We start from the raw sequence: 14791 nt of genomic DNA, 5'->3' as shown, positions 1-14791 counted from the left end.
CGAGGTAGGGAGAGGGATCGGATGAAGTTGGTGCAGATCGCCGGACTGGCGGCGACCGCGGTGCTGCTGGCGGCCTGCGGGTCGGGCCAGGTCGGCGGCTCCGGGGGCGCGGCGCCGGAGAACAGCAAGCGGCTCACGCTCATCCCGGGTGTGCAGGCCGAGCCGTTCTACATCTCGATGCAGTGCGGCGCGCAGGCCGAGGCGCAGAAGCTCGGCTACACGCTGGACACCTCGGCGCCGCAGAAGTTCGACGCGGCGCTGCAGACGGAGAAGGTCAACGCGCTGGGTTCGAACCCGCCTGCCGCGCTGCTCATCGCGCCGACCGACGACACGGCGATGCTCGCGCCGATCCAGCAGGTCGCCTCGCGCGGGGTGAAGATCGTCGAGGTCGACACGTCGCTGAAGGACACCAGCGTGGCGCAGTCCTCGATCTCCTCGGACAACACGGCGGGCGGTCAGCTCGCGGCGGACACGCTGGCGCAGCTGGCAGGCGGGAAGTCCGGTTCGGTGCTGGTGCTGGACACGATCGCGGGCACCTCGACCACGAACGCGCGCGCCGCCGGGTTCGAGGAGCAGCTGAAGAAGTACCCGAACCTCAAGTCGGCCGGCATCCAGTTCACCCAGAACGAGCCGGAGCAGGCCGCGTCGAAGGTGACCGCGGCCCTCGCGTCGACCCCGGACCTGGTGGGGATCTTCGCGACGAACCTGAACACCGGCGAGGGCGCGGCGACGGGCCTGCGCAACGCCGGCAAGGTGGGCCAGGTCCAGCTGGTCGGCTTCGATGCCAGCCCGTCCGAAGTGGAGGGTCTGCGCAACGGCGAGTACCAGGCGCTGATCGCGCAGGACCCGGCGATGATCGGGCAGCAGGGCGTGCAGCAGGCGGTCGCCGCGCTGGAGGGCAAGCCGGTGACGCGCAACCTGACGGCGCCGCTGCACTCCATCACGAAGGCGAACATGGACGCCAACAGCCAGTACTTCTACAAGCAGTCCTGCTGAGGGGGCCGGGGAGGTGCGCCCCTGGGGGTACGCACCTCCCCGGTTTCACCGCAGCGTCTTCAGGTGCTCGGCCAGCCACCCGCGGGCGGCCCGCCACAGGCCGGCGCCGAGCGAGATCCGCGCGACGCCCAGCTCGGCCAGTTCGGCGACGGGACCGTTGGCGTTGACCGCGGCCGGGCTCACCGCCCGCACGAACTCGGCCAGCACCTCGCGGTCGCGCAGCAGGATCGGATACACGCAGTCCGCACCGGCGTCGAGGTAGGCCCGCGCGCGGTCGACCGCCTCCGGCAGCACGGCACGCGGGTCCGGGGCGCGCAGGAACACGTCGATGCGGGCGTTGATCACCAGGTCCCGCCCCGCGGCCCCACGCACCGCCGCCAGCCGGGCCGCCTGCTCCTCGACCGGCCGCAGACCGCCGCCTGCGTGGTCGGTGTCCTCGTAGTTGCAGCCGACCGCGCCGGTGGCAAGCAGCCGCTCGGCGAACTCCGGTCCGGACAGCCCGTAGCCGCTCTCGGCGTCCACCGTCACCGGCACCGAGACCGCCCGCGCGATGCGCGTGGCGGCGGCGAACATCTCCTCGGCGGGCGCCTGCTCGCCGTCCGGGTAGCCCAGCGCGGCGGCGACGGCGACCGACGACGTCGCCACCACCGGGAAGCCGGCCTCCTCGACCAGCCGCGCGGTGTCGGCGTCCCACGCGTTCGGCAGGAGCAGCGGCTTCCCCGGGACGTGCAGCGCCCGCAGCGCCTCGGCGCTCACTTGGGGTCCACCGGGAGCGGCTTGTGGCTGGTGACGCCGAGCCGGTTGAACGCGTTGATCACCGTCGCCGCCCACGCGACCGCGACGTACTGCTCTTCGGTGAACACGCTGGTCGCCTGCTGGTAGACGTCGTCGGGCACGTCCTGGTTCTGCGGCAGCCGGGTCATCGCGTCGGTCAGCGCGAGCGCGGCCCGTTCCTGCTCGGTGTAGAGGTCGGTCTCCCACCAGGCGCCGAGCATGAGGATCCGCCGCTCGCTCTCCCCCAGCTTGCGGGCGTCCCTGGCGTGCAGGTCGAGGCAGTAGGCGCACCCGTTGAGCAGCGACGCGCGGATCTTCACCAGCTCGATGAGCCGCTGGTCCAGCCCCGCGTTCGCGGCCGCCTTCTCGACGACGGTGTGCAGGTGGAGTATCGACTTGTAGGCCTCGGGCAGCGCGGCGGACAACTGGATTCGCTTGGTCATGACGACCACGCTATCCGCCGCTGGCACACGGGTATGGTCCAGTTCTGTGGCGCGTTCGTGGTCCAGTTCCGACCTCCACCTCGACTGGTCGCCGTCCGCGGGCAGGCGCGGGCTGGCGGACGCGCTGCGCCGCGCCATCCGTGAAGGGCGCCTCGCGCCCGGCACCGCACTGCCCTCGACGCGAGCGCTCGCGGCCGACCTCGGCATCGCCCGCGGGACCGTCACCCGCGTCTACGGCGACCTGTCCGCCGAGGGGTACCTGCGCACCAGCCAGGGCGCGCCGACCCGCGTCGCGGCCGGCCCGCGGCCATCCGCGGAACCCCGCGAGAAGTCCGGGCCGCCCACGTCCGCCTGGTTCCGGGACGCGCGCTGGGACCTGTTCCCCGGCCGGCCCGACCTGTCGTCGTTCCCCCGCGCGGCGTGGGCGTCCGCCATGCGCCGGGTCCTGCAATCGCTGCCCGCCGGGTCGTTCGACTACGGCGACCCGGCCGGGCCTGCCGTGCTGCGCGAAGCTCTGGCCCGGTACCTGGCGCGCAGCCGCGGCGTGCTGGCGGACCCGGACCGGATCGTGGTGTGCGGCGGCTACTCCCACGCGATCAGCGTGCTCGGGCACCTGTTCGACGAGATCGCCTTCGAAGACCCGTCGCTGCCGGAGTTCCGCGACGGCGCGGCCAGGGGCGGCGCGAAGATCGTGACGGTGCCGGTGGACGAGCGTGGCATCCGGGTGTCCGAACTGGACAGTCCGGTCGCCGTCGTGACCGCGGCGCACCAGTACCCGCTCGGGGTCACGCTCGCCCCGGAACGCCGGTCAGCGCTGGCCTGCTGGGCGGCCGCGGGCGGCCTGGTGATCGAGGACGACTACGACGGCGAGTTCCGGTTCGACCGCCAGCCGGTCGGTGCGGTGCAGTCGCTGGCGCCGGAGCGGATCATCTACGCGGGCGGGGTCAGCAAGACGCTCGCGCCGTCGCTGCGGATCGGCTGGCTGGTGCTGCCGCGGCGCCTGGTCGGGCCGGTGCTCGACACGATGACGGCGCTGGGCTGGCGCGCCCCGGTGATCGACCACCTGGCCCTGGCCGACCTGCTGAACTCCGGCGCGTACGACCGGCACGTCCGGCAGCGCCGGGTCGCCTACCGCCGCCGCCGCGACCGGCTGATCGCCGCGCTGCCGCCGGGGTTCGTGCCGGAAGGCATCTCCGCGGGACTGCACCTGGTGCTCCGCGTGCCCGACGAAGCCGCCGTGCTGCGGGCGCTGCGCGCGCGATCGGTGGCGGTGGACTACCTGAGCCGCTACTGGACGGGCACCGGCCCCGGCGGACTGGTGATCGGCTACGCGACCCCGGCCGAGCACGCGTTCGGCCCGGCGGTGGAGGCGCTGGTGGACGGCCTGCGCGCCTGAGTCACCCGCGGCCGGCGCGCAGTGCCGCGAGCAGCTCGTCGGCCGCGGCGTACGGGTCCAGCTCGCGCTCGACGACCTTCTTCGCCACCGCGGGCAGGTGCCCGCCGCCGTGCAGGTCGGTCAGCCGCGCCTGCAGCTCGCGCAGCGCGATGGCCGCCACCTCGTCCGCGGCCCGCTCGGCGCGGCGGCGCTCCAGCTCCCCGTGTGAAACCAGCCAGTCGTGGTGCTCGGACAGCGCCTTGACCAGGTCCTGCGCGCCTTCGCCGCGCGCCGCGACCGTCCGCACGATCGGCTGTCGCCAGCTCTCGCCGCGGATCTCCCGCCGCGCGTAGGCGATCATCTGCTTCAGGTCGCGCACCACGGTCTCCGCGCCGTCGCGGTCGGCCTTGTTGACCACGAACACGTCGGCGATCTCCAGCACCCCGGCCTTGGCCGCCTGGATCCCGTCGCCGAGCCCGGGCGCGAGCAGCACCACGATGGTGTCGGCCAGCTTCACGACGTCCACTTCGGACTGACCGACCCCGACGGTCTCGATCAGGACGACGTCGAACCCGGCGGCGTCGAGGACCCGCACCGCCTGCGGCGTCGCCCAGGACAGGCCGCCCAGGTGGCCGCGGGTGGCCATCGAGCGGATGAACACGCCCGGATCGGTGGCGTGCTCGGTCATCCGGATCCGGTCGCCGAGCAGCGCCCCGCCGGAGAACGGCGACGACGGGTCGATCGCCAGCACCCCGACCCGCTTGCCCTCCGCGCGCAACGCGGACAGCAGCATGGACGTCGAAGTCGACTTGCCGACCCCGGGCGGCCCGGTCAGGCCGATCACCCGCGCCCGGCCGGTGTGCGGCGTGAGCGCCGCGGCCACCTCTCGCAGGCGCGGGTGCGCGTCCTCGACCAGCGAGATCAGCCTGGCGACCGCGCGCGGCTGTCCCTCCCGCGCGCGGTCGACGAGCTCCCCGACGTCCAGTGGCACTACAGCGCGGGCACCTTGATCAGCAGCGCGTCGCCCTGGCCACCGCCGCCGCACAGCCCGGCCGCGCCGAGGCCGCCGCCGCGGCGGCGCAGCTCGTGCACCAGGTGCACGGCCAGGCGGGCACCGGACGCGCCGATCGGGTGGCCCAGCGCGATGGCGCCGCCGTCGACGTTCACGATCTCCGGGTCGATGCCCAGCGCCTTCGTCGACACCAGGCCGACCGCGGCGAACGCCTCGTTGATCTCGACCAGGTCCAGCGCGCTCGCGTCCAGCTTCGCCTTCGCCAGCGCGGCCTTGATCGCGTTGGACGGCTGCTCGTGCAGGCTCGCGTCCGGGCCGGCGACCACACCGTGGGCGCCGATCTCGGCGAGCGGCTCCAGGCCCAGCTCCTCGGCCTTGGCCCGGCTGGCGACGACGACCGCGGCGGCGCCGTCGGAGATCTGCGAGGCCGAGCCCGCGGTGATGGTGCCGTCCGAGGCGAACGCCGGGCGCAGCTTGGCCAGGCTCTCCGCGGTGGTGTCGGCGCGCACGCCCTCGTCGGTGTCGAAGACGACCGGGTCGCCCTTGCGCTGCGGGATGGACACCGGCGCCAGCTCGGCCTTGAACCGGCCGGCTTCGGCGGCCGCGACCGCGCGCTGGTGCGACCGGGCCGAGAAGGCGTCCTGGTCCTCGCGTGTGATGCCGTAGCGGGAGTTGTACTTCTCCGTGGACGCGCCCATCGCGCACTGGTCGAATGCGCAGAACAGGCCGTCGTAGGCCATGTGGTCGAGCAGCGTGGTGTCGCCGTACTTGAAGCCGGACCGCGACTTCGGCAGCAGGTGCGGCGCCTGGGTCATCGACTCCTGGCCGCCGGCCACCACGAGGTCGAACTCGCCTGCGCGGATGAGCTGGTCGGCCAGCGCGATGGCGTCCAGGCCGGACAGGCACACCTTGTTGATGGTCAGCGCGGGCACGTCCATCGGGATGCCGGCGGCGACCGCAGCCTGACGAGCCGGGATCTGGCCCGCGCCCGCGGTGAGCACCTGGCCCATGATCGTGTACTGCACCTTGTCCGGGGACACCCCGGCCTGCTCCAGCGCGGCCTTGATGGCGATCCCGCCGAGTTGCGCGCCGGTGAAGTCCTTCAGTGAACCGAGCAGACGCCCGATCGGGGTACGCGCGGCACCCAGGATGACGGAACCGGACACAGCAGCCTCCAACAGACGAACGACGGCGGTCGATCCGACGATACCCGGAGCGGCCGTCCAGTACAGGTGTGAGCCGTGGCACCCACGTACGCAGGTGCCAAGCTTTATCCTCACCACTATGAATGACGCGCTGAAGCCGTTCGTGACGACCATCGACCACGTCGGCATCGCCGTCGCCGATCTCGACGCCGCGATCGACTTCTACGCGGAGAACTTCGGCATGATCGCCACGCACTCCGAGGTCAACGAGGAGCAGGGCGTGCGCGAGGCGATGCTGCACGCGCCGGGCGACGAGTCCGGCCCCGCCATCCAGCTGCTCGCGCCGCTGCGCCCGGACTCGACGATCGGGAAGTTCCTCGACACCAAGGGCCCCGGCCTGCAGCAGGTCGCCTACCGGGTCACCGACGTCGAGGCGGCCGCCGAGGCGCTGCGCGCCAAGGGCCTGCGCCTGCTGTACGACAAGGCCAAGCGCGGCACCGCGAACAGCAAGGTCAACTTCGTGCACCCGAAGGACGCCGGCGGGGTGCTCGTCGAACTGGTCGAGCCCGCCGCGTCGCACTAACCCGGCGCCGGCCGGGCCATCAGCGCGTCGGCGATGAAGTTCAGCTCCCGCTCCATCAGGTCCGGCGGGTCGTCCCCGGCGTGCCGCGCCACCGAGTGCCGGTAGCTCACCGCGAGCGCCAGCAGGCCGGCCGCGCTGTCCACGTCGGCCACCGCGAGGTCGCCCTCACCCGCGGCGATGATCACCGTGCGGACCTGCCGGACCAGCTGCTGGAACCGGTCGTGCAGCGCGTCCCGCACCGCCCGGTGGGTGTCGGCCTCCCGCCACAGCAGGTGGGACAGCATCCGCGACCTGGCGAGCCGCGCGTCGAGTTCGGACACCAGCCGCCGCAGGCTCTCCGCGATGTCGCCGGGCACCACGACCCGCGCGGCGTCGATCTGCTCGTCCGGCAGGCGCTTGATGAGCGCGGTGAGCAGGTCGGCCTTGCGGCGGAAGTAGTAGTGCACGAGTCCCTTCGGGACGCCGGCGCGCTCGGCGATCCGGGAGGTCGGAGTGGCGTCGAAACCGCTGTCCGCGAACAGGTCCTCGGCCGCGCGGAGGATCCGCTCCTTGGCCGGCAGGTCGTCCCCGTGTTCGGTGCGCGCCACTCCGCCCGCCTTTCGTACAGCTCGCCGGCCCACAACGCTAACCGAAATCCGGCGCGCCGTGGGCCGACCCCGGGCGCGACGGCTCAGTGCGCCGTCGTCATCCCACCGCGGTGCACCGCGTTCGCGACGGGCAGGGCCGCCAGCCCGGCGATCGCGGTGAGGGCGCCGATGATCCACGAGGACCACGCCGCCACGTCCAGTGCCGTGTACGTCATCACCCACGGCGCGATGAACAGCAGCGCCCCGAGCACGACCTGGACCCCCTCGCCGTAGACGAGACCCGGCATGGACAGCGAAAGCAGGCCGTCCAGCGCGATGAGGGCGCCCAGAACGATCATCGTCCACATGGTGGTGGTGTCGGTGTCGGCCCACAGGGGCGTCAGGACCGCCACCACCCCGAGCACGACCTCGGCCCAGTCGTGCGGACGGGTCCACGCCCGCTTCGAACGATCAGCCATTCGTGATCACCTCCGAACCCGATCCGGGAGACCACGCGGCGCGGTCTCCGCACTGCCATGGTGCGCCTTGATTGGCCGGCCGGTCAATCACGTCGGGATCACGGCGAACCCGGCACAACGGACGGGTGAGGTAGCCCTCCTCCCGGACAGTGGCGGATGACGTTACCGGCCAGTAATGTCAGGCACTCCAACCCAGCGCAGGGAGGCCGACATGACGATCACGGACATCCGGGATGCGATCCTCACCGGCGAGACCGCCGAAGTGGGCGCTCTGCCGGTGCCGGAGGCCTACCGCGGCGTGACGGTCCACGCCGACGAGGCCGGCATGTTCGACGGCATCCCCTCCCGGGACAAGGACCCGCGCAAGTCGCTGCACGTGGACGAGGTGCCCACCCCCGAGCCGGGGCCCGGCGAGGCGCTGATCGCCGTGATGGCCAGCGCGATCAACTACAACACCGTGTGGACGTCGATCTTCGAGCCGATCCCCACGTTCAAGTTCCTGCAGCGCTACGGGAAGCTGTCGCCGCTGGCCAAGCGCCACGACCAGCCCTACCACGTGGTCGGCTCGGACGCGGCCGGCGTCGTGCTGCGCACCGGGCCGGGCGTCCACCGGTGGAAGCCGGGCGACGAGATCGTCGCGCACTGCCTCAACGTCGAGCTGGAAGGCCCGGACGGGCACAACGACACGATGCTCGACTCCGACCAGCGGATCTGGGGCTTCGAGACCAACTTCGGCGGTCTCGCGGAGCTGGCGCTGGTCAAGGCCAACCAGCTGATGCCCAAGCCGGACCACCTGACCTGGGAGGAGGCCGCCTGCCCCGGGCTGGTCAACTCCACCGCCTACCGGCAGCTGGTGACCACCAACGGCGCGAACATGAAGCAGGGCGACGTCGTGCTGATCTGGGGCGCCTCCGGCGGGCTCGGGTCGTACGCGACGCAGTTCGCGCTCAACGGCGGCGCGATCCCGGTGTGCGTGGTGTCCAGCCCGGAGAAGGCGGAGATCGTCCGCCGGATGGGTGCCGAACTGGTGATCGACCGCAATGCGGAGGGTTACCGGTTCTGGAAGGACGAGAACACGCAAGACCCGAAGGAGTGGCAGCGCTTCGGCGCGCGCATCCGAGAGTTGACCGGCGGCGAGGACCCGGACATCGTGTTCGAGCACCCCGGCCGGGAAACGTTCGGCGCGTCGGTCTACGCGGCGCGCAAGGGCGGCACGATCGTCACCTGCGCGTCCACCTCCGGATACCTGCACCAGTACGACAACCGGTACCTGTGGATGAACCTGAAACGGATCATCGGCTCGCATTTCGCGAATTACCGCGAGTCGTGGGAGGCCAACCGCTTGATCGCGAAAGGCCTGATCCACCCGACGCTGTCCCGGACCTACTCGATGACCGAGACCGGGCAGGCGGCGCTGGACGTGCACCGCAACGCCCACCAGGGCAAGGTCGGTGTGTTGTGTCTCGCCCCGGAGGAGGGTTTGGGCGTGCGTGATGTGGAGAAGCGGTCCAAGCACATCGACCGGATCAATTTGTTCCGCGGCGCCTAAGTAGTCTGGGCCGCATGAGCCTTGGCGACGAACGAGAGCTTGTACCGCTCGGCGCGGGTTTCGACCTGGCCAAGCGCGGTTACGACCGCCACCAGGTCGACGAGCACCTCGAACGGCTGGACAGCGACCTGAAAATGCTCGCCGCCGACCGGGATGCCGCCATCTCGCAGGCCGGCGACCTCGCCCGGCAGCTGGAGCAGGCTCGCGGCGAGATCGAGAACCTGCGCGGCCAGGTCGAGCGGCTCGGCCAGCCGCCGACGACGGTCGAGGGCCTGTCCGAGCGGTTGCAGCGCATGCTGCGGCTGGCGCAGGAGGAGGCCGCCGACACGCGGGCCCGCGCGGAGGCCGAGGCCGGGCACATCCGGGCGAAGGCCGAGTCGGACGCCAGTGCCATGCGCGCCCGCTACGAGCAGCTGCTGTCCGAGCTGGACGCGCGGCGCAAGGAGATGGAGGCCGAGCACCGCAAGGTGCTGGAGACCGCCCGCGCCGAGGCCGAGTCGATCACGAACAAGGCCAAGGAGGAGCGGGACCGGCTGGACCGCGAGGCCGAGCAGCGCCGCACGCAGGTCGAAGAGGACTTCGAGATCGCGATGGCGGCGCGGCGCACCGAGGCGATGCGGGTGCTGGCGGAGCAGGAGGCGACCAGCAAGGCGGAAGCCGAGCGCCGCGTCCGCGAAGCGACGGACGAGGCGGCTGCGATCCGCAAGAAGGTCGCCGAGGAAGAGGCCGCCGCGAAGGCCGAAATCGAACGCCGCCGCCGCGAGTCCATCGAGGACGCCAACCGCCGCAAGACGGAGTCGATCACCGAAGCGAACGCCCGGGTGGCGGAAGCATCCGACGAGGCGGCGCGCCGCGTGCGCGAAGCCACGGAGGAGTCGAACCGCCGAATCAACGCGGCCGCCGACCGGGTGGAGGCGCTGCGCAAGCTGCGCGCGGGAATCGCCGAACAGGTCAAGGCCGCGCGCGAAGTACTGCTAGAGGCGAACTCGGTGCTCGGCGAGGCCGAACCGGTGATCGAACCCCTGCCCGAGGAGCGCGAGGCCGCGCCGGCAGGGAAGCCCTCCGGGAGGCAGTAGGGATTGGCCAAGCCTGCCGAGTCGGCGCGGCAAGCGCGCCTCGGCAGGCCTGGCACATCGGGCTGGCCCACCTCGGCAGGTCGGGCAGGCCCGCCCGACACGCCCGGCTGGTCCGGCACGCCCACCCCGGCACGCCCGGCAGGTCCGGCACGCCCACCCCGGCACGTCCGGCAGGTCCGGCACGCCCACCCCGGCACGTCCGGCAGGTCCGGCACGCTCGCCCCGGCAGGTCCGGCAGGTCCGGCACGCTCACCCCGGCAGGTCCGGCAGGTCCGGCACGCTCGCCCCGGCGCGTCCGGCACACTCGCCCCGGCAGGTCCGGCAGGCTCGCCCCGGCACGTCCGGCACGCTTGGTTTCACCTGCCGGGCCCTGCCAATCGGGCAAGCTCTGTTTCGCCGACCGGACAGGCCACGATCCCACCGGCAGGACATGCCGCGATCCCACCGGCGGGACATGCCGAGACAGCCCAACCGAGCAGGCTCGGGGCCATCACGGGCGGTCCGGCCGCGCCGAGCGACAGCGCGGCCGCACCCGACCCGCCGCACCCGACTCGCCGTGACGAGCAGCCTGACCGGTCACCCTGCGGTGGCACCTCCAGCGCGGGACCCACCTCGATCGCCGCCGGCGCCGCGCTCGCGGCCCCCTCCGAGCCATCAGCGCCACCTTCGCTCAGGTTCGCCGCCACCGCCGCTGAGCCGCCCCACCTGCGCAGTTGTCGCCCCGGTGCAGGGGGTGCCCGAGCAGGTGTCATGCCCCGCCGAAGAACGTGGAACCGTCACCGGTGGTGGGGCTGCGCAGAAACCGACTGGCGAGTAACCTAGGGCGCCACTTGCGAAAGCGCACAGGCGCGCACCCTTGCCGGAGGTATTGGGATGGCTGCATACCGGACCGTGGTTGTCGGTACGGACGGGTCTGATTCATCGTTCCGCGCGGTCGACCGGGCGGCGGCCGTGGCCGCGGACTCCGGCGCCACGCTCGTCATCGTGTGCGCCTACTACCCGGCGAGCAGGCAGGACGTGGAGAAGGCCCAGGACGTCCTCGGCGAGGAGGCCTACCAGGTGGTCGGTTCGGCGCCGGCCGAGGACACGCTCCGCAGCGCCCGCGACCGCGCGCTCAAGGCCGGCGCGGGGTCGACCGAGACGATCGCCGTGGTCGGGGAGCCGGTCGAAGCCTTGCGCAAGGTCGTCTCCGACAAGTCGGCCGACCTGCTGGTCGTCGGTAACCGGGGCCTGAACACCCTCACCGGGCGGCTGCTCGGGTCGGTGCCGTCGGAGGCGGCGCGCAAGTCGGGCGTCGACGTCCTGATCGTGCACACCACGTAGGCCGTCGTGGACGCCGAGGGCCTCGAGAGCATCTTGCTCGGCGGCGAGCGCCGCTACACGCGGCTCGAGGTGGCCGAGAAGGCGGGGGTGCCCATCGAACGGGCCACCCGCCTGTGGCGGGCGCTGGGGTTCGCCACGGTCGGCGACGACGAGGTCGTCTTCACCGACGCCGACGTGGAGGCGGTGCGCACCACCGACCAGCTGATCTCCTCCGGCCTGCTCGACCAGGGCCTGGAGGCGCCGGTGGCGCGCACGCTGGGCCTGCACCTGTCCCGGCTCGCGGAGTGGCAGGTGCGGATGCTGTGGACGCTGATCACCGAGAACGAGCACCTCGGCCAGGACGGTTCGCAGGTCGTGACGCTGGTCGAGCGCCTGCTGCCGGAGTTGCAGCGCGTGCAGGACTTCGTGTGGCGGCGGCACCTGGCGGCGTTCGCGGGCCGGGCGCTGGCCTCGCCGGAGGAGGACCTCGAGGCGCGGACCGAAGTCGTCGGGTTCGTCGACATGGTCGGCTACACGCGGCTGACCCGCCGCCTCGACGAGAGCGAGCTCAGTGCCGTACTAGAGGGCTTCGAGCTGCTCGCGACCGAGGTGATCGCCGACCACCACGGCCGGGTGGTGAAGATGATCGGCGACGAGGTGCTGTTCGTCGCCGACGCGCCCGCCGACGCGGCCGAGATAGCGCTGACGCTGACCGAACGCACAGCGGCGGACGCCGAACTGCCAGAAGTCCGGGCGGGTCTGGCGGCGGGCCGGATCCTGAGCCGCTTCGGCGACGTGTACGGGTCGGTGGTGAACATGGCCGCACGGCTCACGTCGGTGGCGCGCCCCGGCACGGTGCTGATCGACCGCGAACTGGCGGGCGAACTGGCGGAGCTGCCGGGTTTCACGGTGCGATCCCGCCGCCCGGCGACGGTTCGCGGCTACGCGCGCTTGCACCCGTACGTGCTCAGGCGGGATTAGCAGGCTGCCGAGCGGAAATCGATGCGGTCACCGGGCCGGGTGCCCCGGCGACCGCATCGGTCGTCCAGGCTCAGTTCGCGGGCAGGACCGCGTACTGGCGCACGTACAGGTCCGTGTAGGTGACCGGCCCGCGGGGGCCCGGCACCTTGTCCAGGTTGATGCCGGTCTCCGGCACGGCCAGCAGCTTGAAGCCGTCCAGCAGGCGCGTCGGAGCGTTCCAGAACACGCCGGTGCCGGTGTAGCCGTCGAGGAAGGCCGAGGCGGTTCCGGCGTCCTCGGTGGCGATGCCCGCCGCCAGGCCGGAGGTCTGCTCGTTCGCGATCGACACGGCCTCGGTCACGTCGGCGACCTGCGCGACGGTCACCGTGGCCTCGTGGTCGGAGTCGAGCGCCCACTCGTAGCCGATGGCGTGGTCGTGCGGCGGCAGCGACGGCGTCACCTTCCGCTCGGCCAGCGCCTCGGAAATGACCGGCCACAGCTGGTCGTGCACCGCGGAGTGGATGAGCAGCAGGTTGAGCCGGTTGCAGACACCCAGCCGGTCGAGGCTGTTGAACACCAGGTCGCGGACCTTGCCGGCGTCGGCGGCCTCGTCGATGTACAGCACGCCACCACCGTCGGCGTGGGCGAGCGTGCGCACGCCGTGCTGGGCGGCCTCCAGCGCGAGCGCGCGGGTGCTCTCGCCGCTGCCGCGCAGGATGACGAGCGGCACCAGGTCCGGGAACCGCACCAGGGCGGCGGCGGCCTCCCGCTCGACGCGCGGCACCAGCTGCACGACGGCGGGATCGATGCCCGCGTCGGACAGCGCCGGGGCGATGACGACCTCCAGGAGCCGCTGCGCGGAACCGAGCGCGGCCGAGCCGGTGCGCAGCACCCCGCCGTTGCGGGACTTCACCAGCTGCGACGCCACGTCGACCGTCACGTTGGGCCGGGCCTCGTAGTTCGCGCCGATCACGCCGACCGGACGGCGCCGCTCGACCAGCCGCAGGCCGTCGGACAGCTCCTTCACCGGGATCTCGCGCTCCCCGTGGGGCGAGCCGGCCAGCAGGCGCAGCTGCTCGGCCATGCCGGTGAGCCGCTCCTCGGTGATCGTGAGGCGGTCGAGCAGTCCGGCGCTCATGCCTTCCTGCTGCGCCCGCGCCACGTCGGCCCGGTTGGCCTCCAGCACGGTTTCCCGCGCGTCGAGGAGCCGGTTCGCCATGGCGGTCAGGGCCGCGTCGATGGCCTCGTCGGACGCGGTGGCCAACGACGGGGCCGCCGCCTTGGCCGCCCGCGCGCACTCCTCAACAGCCTTCGCCACCTCGTCGGACACCGCTACCTCCACGCTGGGAACTGGGAGCCTCCAGTGTGCCGCACAGGCAGGTCAGGGCTGCAGCGCGGGTTCCAGCAGCCACGCGCCGCCGACGAACAGACAAGTGACCGCGAGCACGCCGAGCATCAGCATCCACAGCGCCGCCGGCACGCCGGTCAACCGGGCGAGCTGGTCCGCGTCGGAGTCCCGCGCCGCACCGCGCCGCCGTTTGATCTGCAGCTCGATGACCGGCCGGAGCCCGCCGAACAGCAGGAACCAGGTGATCAGGTAGATGAACCACGCCTGGACCTGCGGACCGGCGACGAGTGCGACCGCCGCCAGACCGGCGGCCGTGAGCACCACGGACAGCACGCCGTACGCGTTGCGGACCATGACCAGCACCCCGAGCAGCAACAACGCGGCGAGCGCGAGCAGCACCGTGATGCGCCCCGCGGCCAGCAGGCTCGCGAAGGCCAGGCCGAGAATCCCGGGGGCCGGGTAGCCCGCGAGCGCGGTCAGGACCATGCCCGGCCCCTCGGGCTTGCCCCGCGAGACCGTGACGCCCGAGGTGTCCGAGTGCAGCTTGATGCCCTGCAACCGCCGTCCGGCCAGCACCGCGATCAACGCGTGGCCGGCCTCGTGCACGATGGTGATCACGTTGCGGGCCATCCGCCAGGGCGCGCCGGACAACACCAGCAGGAGCGCCACACCGCCGGTCACCAGCGGCACCGGGATGGACGGATCCGGCTGCGCCCCGAAGAGACCCGCCAGCACGTCGAGCTCTGCCGTCGCCTCGTTCACGCGCGGAAGCTCACCATATGGGGAGTGCGCTCCCTGTTATCACCCCCATCGCGTTCACAGCTCCTTCACTGGTAGTTGGGATGGGCGGAGCGGCCTGGTGCGGCTCACCGCGCCCGGCCGACGACTGGTCGCGAGGCCCGGTGGTCCAGCCGCAAGGCCGCCGAGTGGATGCCGCCGCGCGACCGTGGCGGTTTTGCATGTGCGGTGTGCAGGCGGGCTCCGGGCTGCCCAGTCGCCGGACCGGTAGGGCGGCGAGGAGACACAGGGCGCTGAAGCACACCGACAGCGCACCGTGCAGCGGCGGCGGGCTCCAACACCGAGACCGACACCGGCACCGGGCTGGCAGCGGCAGCGGCAGCGGCAGCGGCAGCGGCAGCGGCAGCGGCAGCGGCAGCGGCAGCGGCAGCGGCAGCGGCAGCGG

Annotated in this window: 15 protein-coding genes; 7 read left to right on the top strand and 8 right to left on the bottom strand. The window is 72.5% G+C overall.

Going from position 1 to position 14791, the window contains the following annotated elements:
• The first annotated feature begins 21 nt into the window (after positions 1-21).
• Complete coding sequence (locus tag AMYTH_RS0136575; protein ID WP_027934379.1) at positions 22-996, top strand: ABC transporter substrate-binding protein; 975 nt, start codon at positions 22-24, stop codon at positions 994-996.
• A 45-nt stretch (positions 997-1041) separates the two neighbouring features.
• Here AMYTH_RS0136575 and AMYTH_RS0136570 read toward each other — a convergent pair whose 3' ends face one another.
• On the bottom strand, positions 1042-1752 hold the full coding sequence (locus AMYTH_RS0136570; RefSeq protein ID WP_027934378.1) for an isocitrate lyase/PEP mutase family protein: 711 nt from the start codon (positions 1750-1752) through the stop codon (positions 1042-1044).
• Positions 1749-2213 carry a carboxymuconolactone decarboxylase family protein gene (locus AMYTH_RS0136565; RefSeq protein ID WP_027934377.1) on the bottom strand — a complete coding sequence of 155 codons (465 nt, stop codon included), beginning with the start codon at positions 2211-2213 and terminating at the stop codon, positions 1749-1751. The genes AMYTH_RS0136570 and AMYTH_RS0136565 overlap by 4 nt, the downstream gene beginning before the upstream one ends.
• 46 nt (positions 2214-2259) lie before the next feature.
• Between AMYTH_RS0136565 and pdxR the strand changes: the two genes are divergently transcribed.
• Complete coding sequence (gene pdxR, locus AMYTH_RS0136560; protein WP_027934376.1) at positions 2260-3609, top strand: MocR-like pyridoxine biosynthesis transcription factor PdxR; 1350 nt, start codon at positions 2260-2262, stop codon at positions 3607-3609.
• A 1-nt stretch (position 3610) separates the two neighbouring features.
• Here the strand turns inward: pdxR and meaB are convergent, their stop codons facing one another.
• Complete coding sequence (meaB, locus tag AMYTH_RS0136555) at positions 3611-4579, bottom strand: methylmalonyl Co-A mutase-associated GTPase MeaB (RefSeq protein ID WP_027934375.1); 969 nt, start codon at positions 4577-4579, stop codon at positions 3611-3613.
• A complete protein-coding gene (locus tag AMYTH_RS0136550; RefSeq protein ID WP_027934374.1) occupies positions 4579-5766 on the bottom strand; it encodes an acetyl-CoA C-acetyltransferase in 1188 nt (395 codons plus the stop codon). Before AMYTH_RS0136550 ends, meaB begins: the two co-directional genes overlap by 1 nt.
• Positions 5767-5884: 118 nt before the next feature.
• Between AMYTH_RS0136550 and mce the strand changes: the two genes are divergently transcribed.
• Complete coding sequence (gene mce / locus AMYTH_RS0136545; RefSeq protein WP_017984479.1) at positions 5885-6328, top strand: methylmalonyl-CoA epimerase; 444 nt, start codon at positions 5885-5887, stop codon at positions 6326-6328.
• Here the strand turns inward: mce and AMYTH_RS0136540 are convergent.
• Together AMYTH_RS0136540 and AMYTH_RS0136535 are read right to left on the bottom strand one after the other, a co-directional pair.
• The gene (locus tag AMYTH_RS0136540) at positions 6325-6915 is read right to left on the bottom strand and encodes a TetR/AcrR family transcriptional regulator (protein WP_027934373.1); all 591 of its coding nucleotides are present in this window, start codon (positions 6913-6915) and stop codon (positions 6325-6327) included. The two genes, mce and AMYTH_RS0136540, sit on opposite strands and share 4 nt — an antisense overlap.
• 83 nt (positions 6916-6998) lie before the next feature.
• Entirely contained in the window at positions 6999-7373 is a 375-nt protein-coding gene (locus AMYTH_RS0136535; RefSeq protein WP_027934372.1) for an SPW repeat protein, read from the bottom strand.
• Between the two features lie 211 nt (positions 7374-7584).
• On the opposite strand from AMYTH_RS0136535, the gene ccrA reads away from it, so the two are divergent.
• The 4 genes from ccrA to AMYTH_RS0136515 all read left to right on the top strand — a co-directional run bounded on the left by ccrA (position 7585) and on the right by AMYTH_RS0136515 (position 12281).
• Positions 7585-8922, top strand: coding sequence for a crotonyl-CoA carboxylase/reductase (gene ccrA / locus AMYTH_RS0136530; RefSeq protein ID WP_017984482.1), 1338 nt, complete (start codon positions 7585-7587; stop codon positions 8920-8922).
• Positions 8923-8936: 14 nt separating this feature from the next.
• Complete coding sequence (locus AMYTH_RS0136525) at positions 8937-9998, top strand: coiled-coil domain-containing protein (protein WP_027934371.1); 1062 nt, start codon at positions 8937-8939, stop codon at positions 9996-9998.
• 873 nt (positions 9999-10871) lie between these two features.
• Positions 10872-11321 carry a universal stress protein gene (locus AMYTH_RS0136520; protein WP_017984484.1) on the top strand — a complete coding sequence of 150 codons (450 nt, stop codon included), beginning with the start codon at positions 10872-10874 and terminating at the stop codon, positions 11319-11321.
• A 6-nt stretch (positions 11322-11327) separates the two neighbouring features.
• The gene (locus AMYTH_RS0136515; RefSeq protein WP_027934370.1) at positions 11328-12281 is read left to right on the top strand and encodes an adenylate/guanylate cyclase domain-containing protein; all 954 of its coding nucleotides are present in this window, start codon (positions 11328-11330) and stop codon (positions 12279-12281) included.
• 70 nt (positions 12282-12351) lie between these two features.
• Here AMYTH_RS0136515 and AMYTH_RS0136510 read toward each other — a convergent pair whose 3' ends face one another.
• Together AMYTH_RS0136510 and AMYTH_RS0136505 are read right to left on the bottom strand one after the other, a co-directional pair.
• The gene (locus AMYTH_RS0136510) at positions 12352-13590 is read right to left on the bottom strand and encodes an aldehyde dehydrogenase family protein (protein ID WP_027934369.1); all 1239 of its coding nucleotides are present in this window, start codon (positions 13588-13590) and stop codon (positions 12352-12354) included.
• Positions 13591-13641: 51 nt separating this feature from the next.
• On the bottom strand, positions 13642-14370 hold the full coding sequence (locus AMYTH_RS0136505) for a M50 family metallopeptidase (protein WP_027934368.1): 729 nt from the start codon (positions 14368-14370) through the stop codon (positions 13642-13644).
• Positions 14371-14791: the final 421 nt, after the last annotated feature.

The organism is Amycolatopsis thermoflava N1165 (assembly GCF_000473265.1).
Lineage (GTDB): Bacteria > Actinomycetota > Actinomycetes > Mycobacteriales > Pseudonocardiaceae > Amycolatopsis_E > Amycolatopsis_E thermoflava.
The sequence above is the reverse complement of the archived record's forward strand: the minus strand, read 5'-3'. Positions and strand labels throughout refer to the sequence as shown.

Excerpts from the sequence above, each read along its gene's own strand:
- AMYTH_RS0136575 (WP_027934379.1), top strand. The coding sequence starts at position 22 with ATGAAGTTGGTGCAGATCGCCGGACTGGCGGCGACCGCGGTGCTGCTG.
- AMYTH_RS0136565 (WP_027934377.1), bottom strand. The coding sequence starts at position 2,213 with ATGACCAAGCGAATCCAGTTGTCCGCCGCGCTGCCCGAGGCCTACAAG.
- mce (WP_017984479.1), top strand. The coding sequence starts at position 5,885 with ATGAATGACGCGCTGAAGCCGTTCGTGACGACCATCGACCACGTCGGC.
- AMYTH_RS0136535 (WP_027934372.1), bottom strand. The coding sequence starts at position 7,373 with ATGGCTGATCGTTCGAAGCGGGCGTGGACCCGTCCGCACGACTGGGCC.
- ccrA (WP_017984482.1), top strand. The coding sequence starts at position 7,585 with ATGACGATCACGGACATCCGGGATGCGATCCTCACCGGCGAGACCGCC.
- AMYTH_RS0136525 (WP_027934371.1), top strand. The coding sequence starts at position 8,937 with ATGAGCCTTGGCGACGAACGAGAGCTTGTACCGCTCGGCGCGGGTTTC.
- AMYTH_RS0136520 (WP_017984484.1), top strand. The coding sequence starts at position 10,872 with ATGGCTGCATACCGGACCGTGGTTGTCGGTACGGACGGGTCTGATTCA.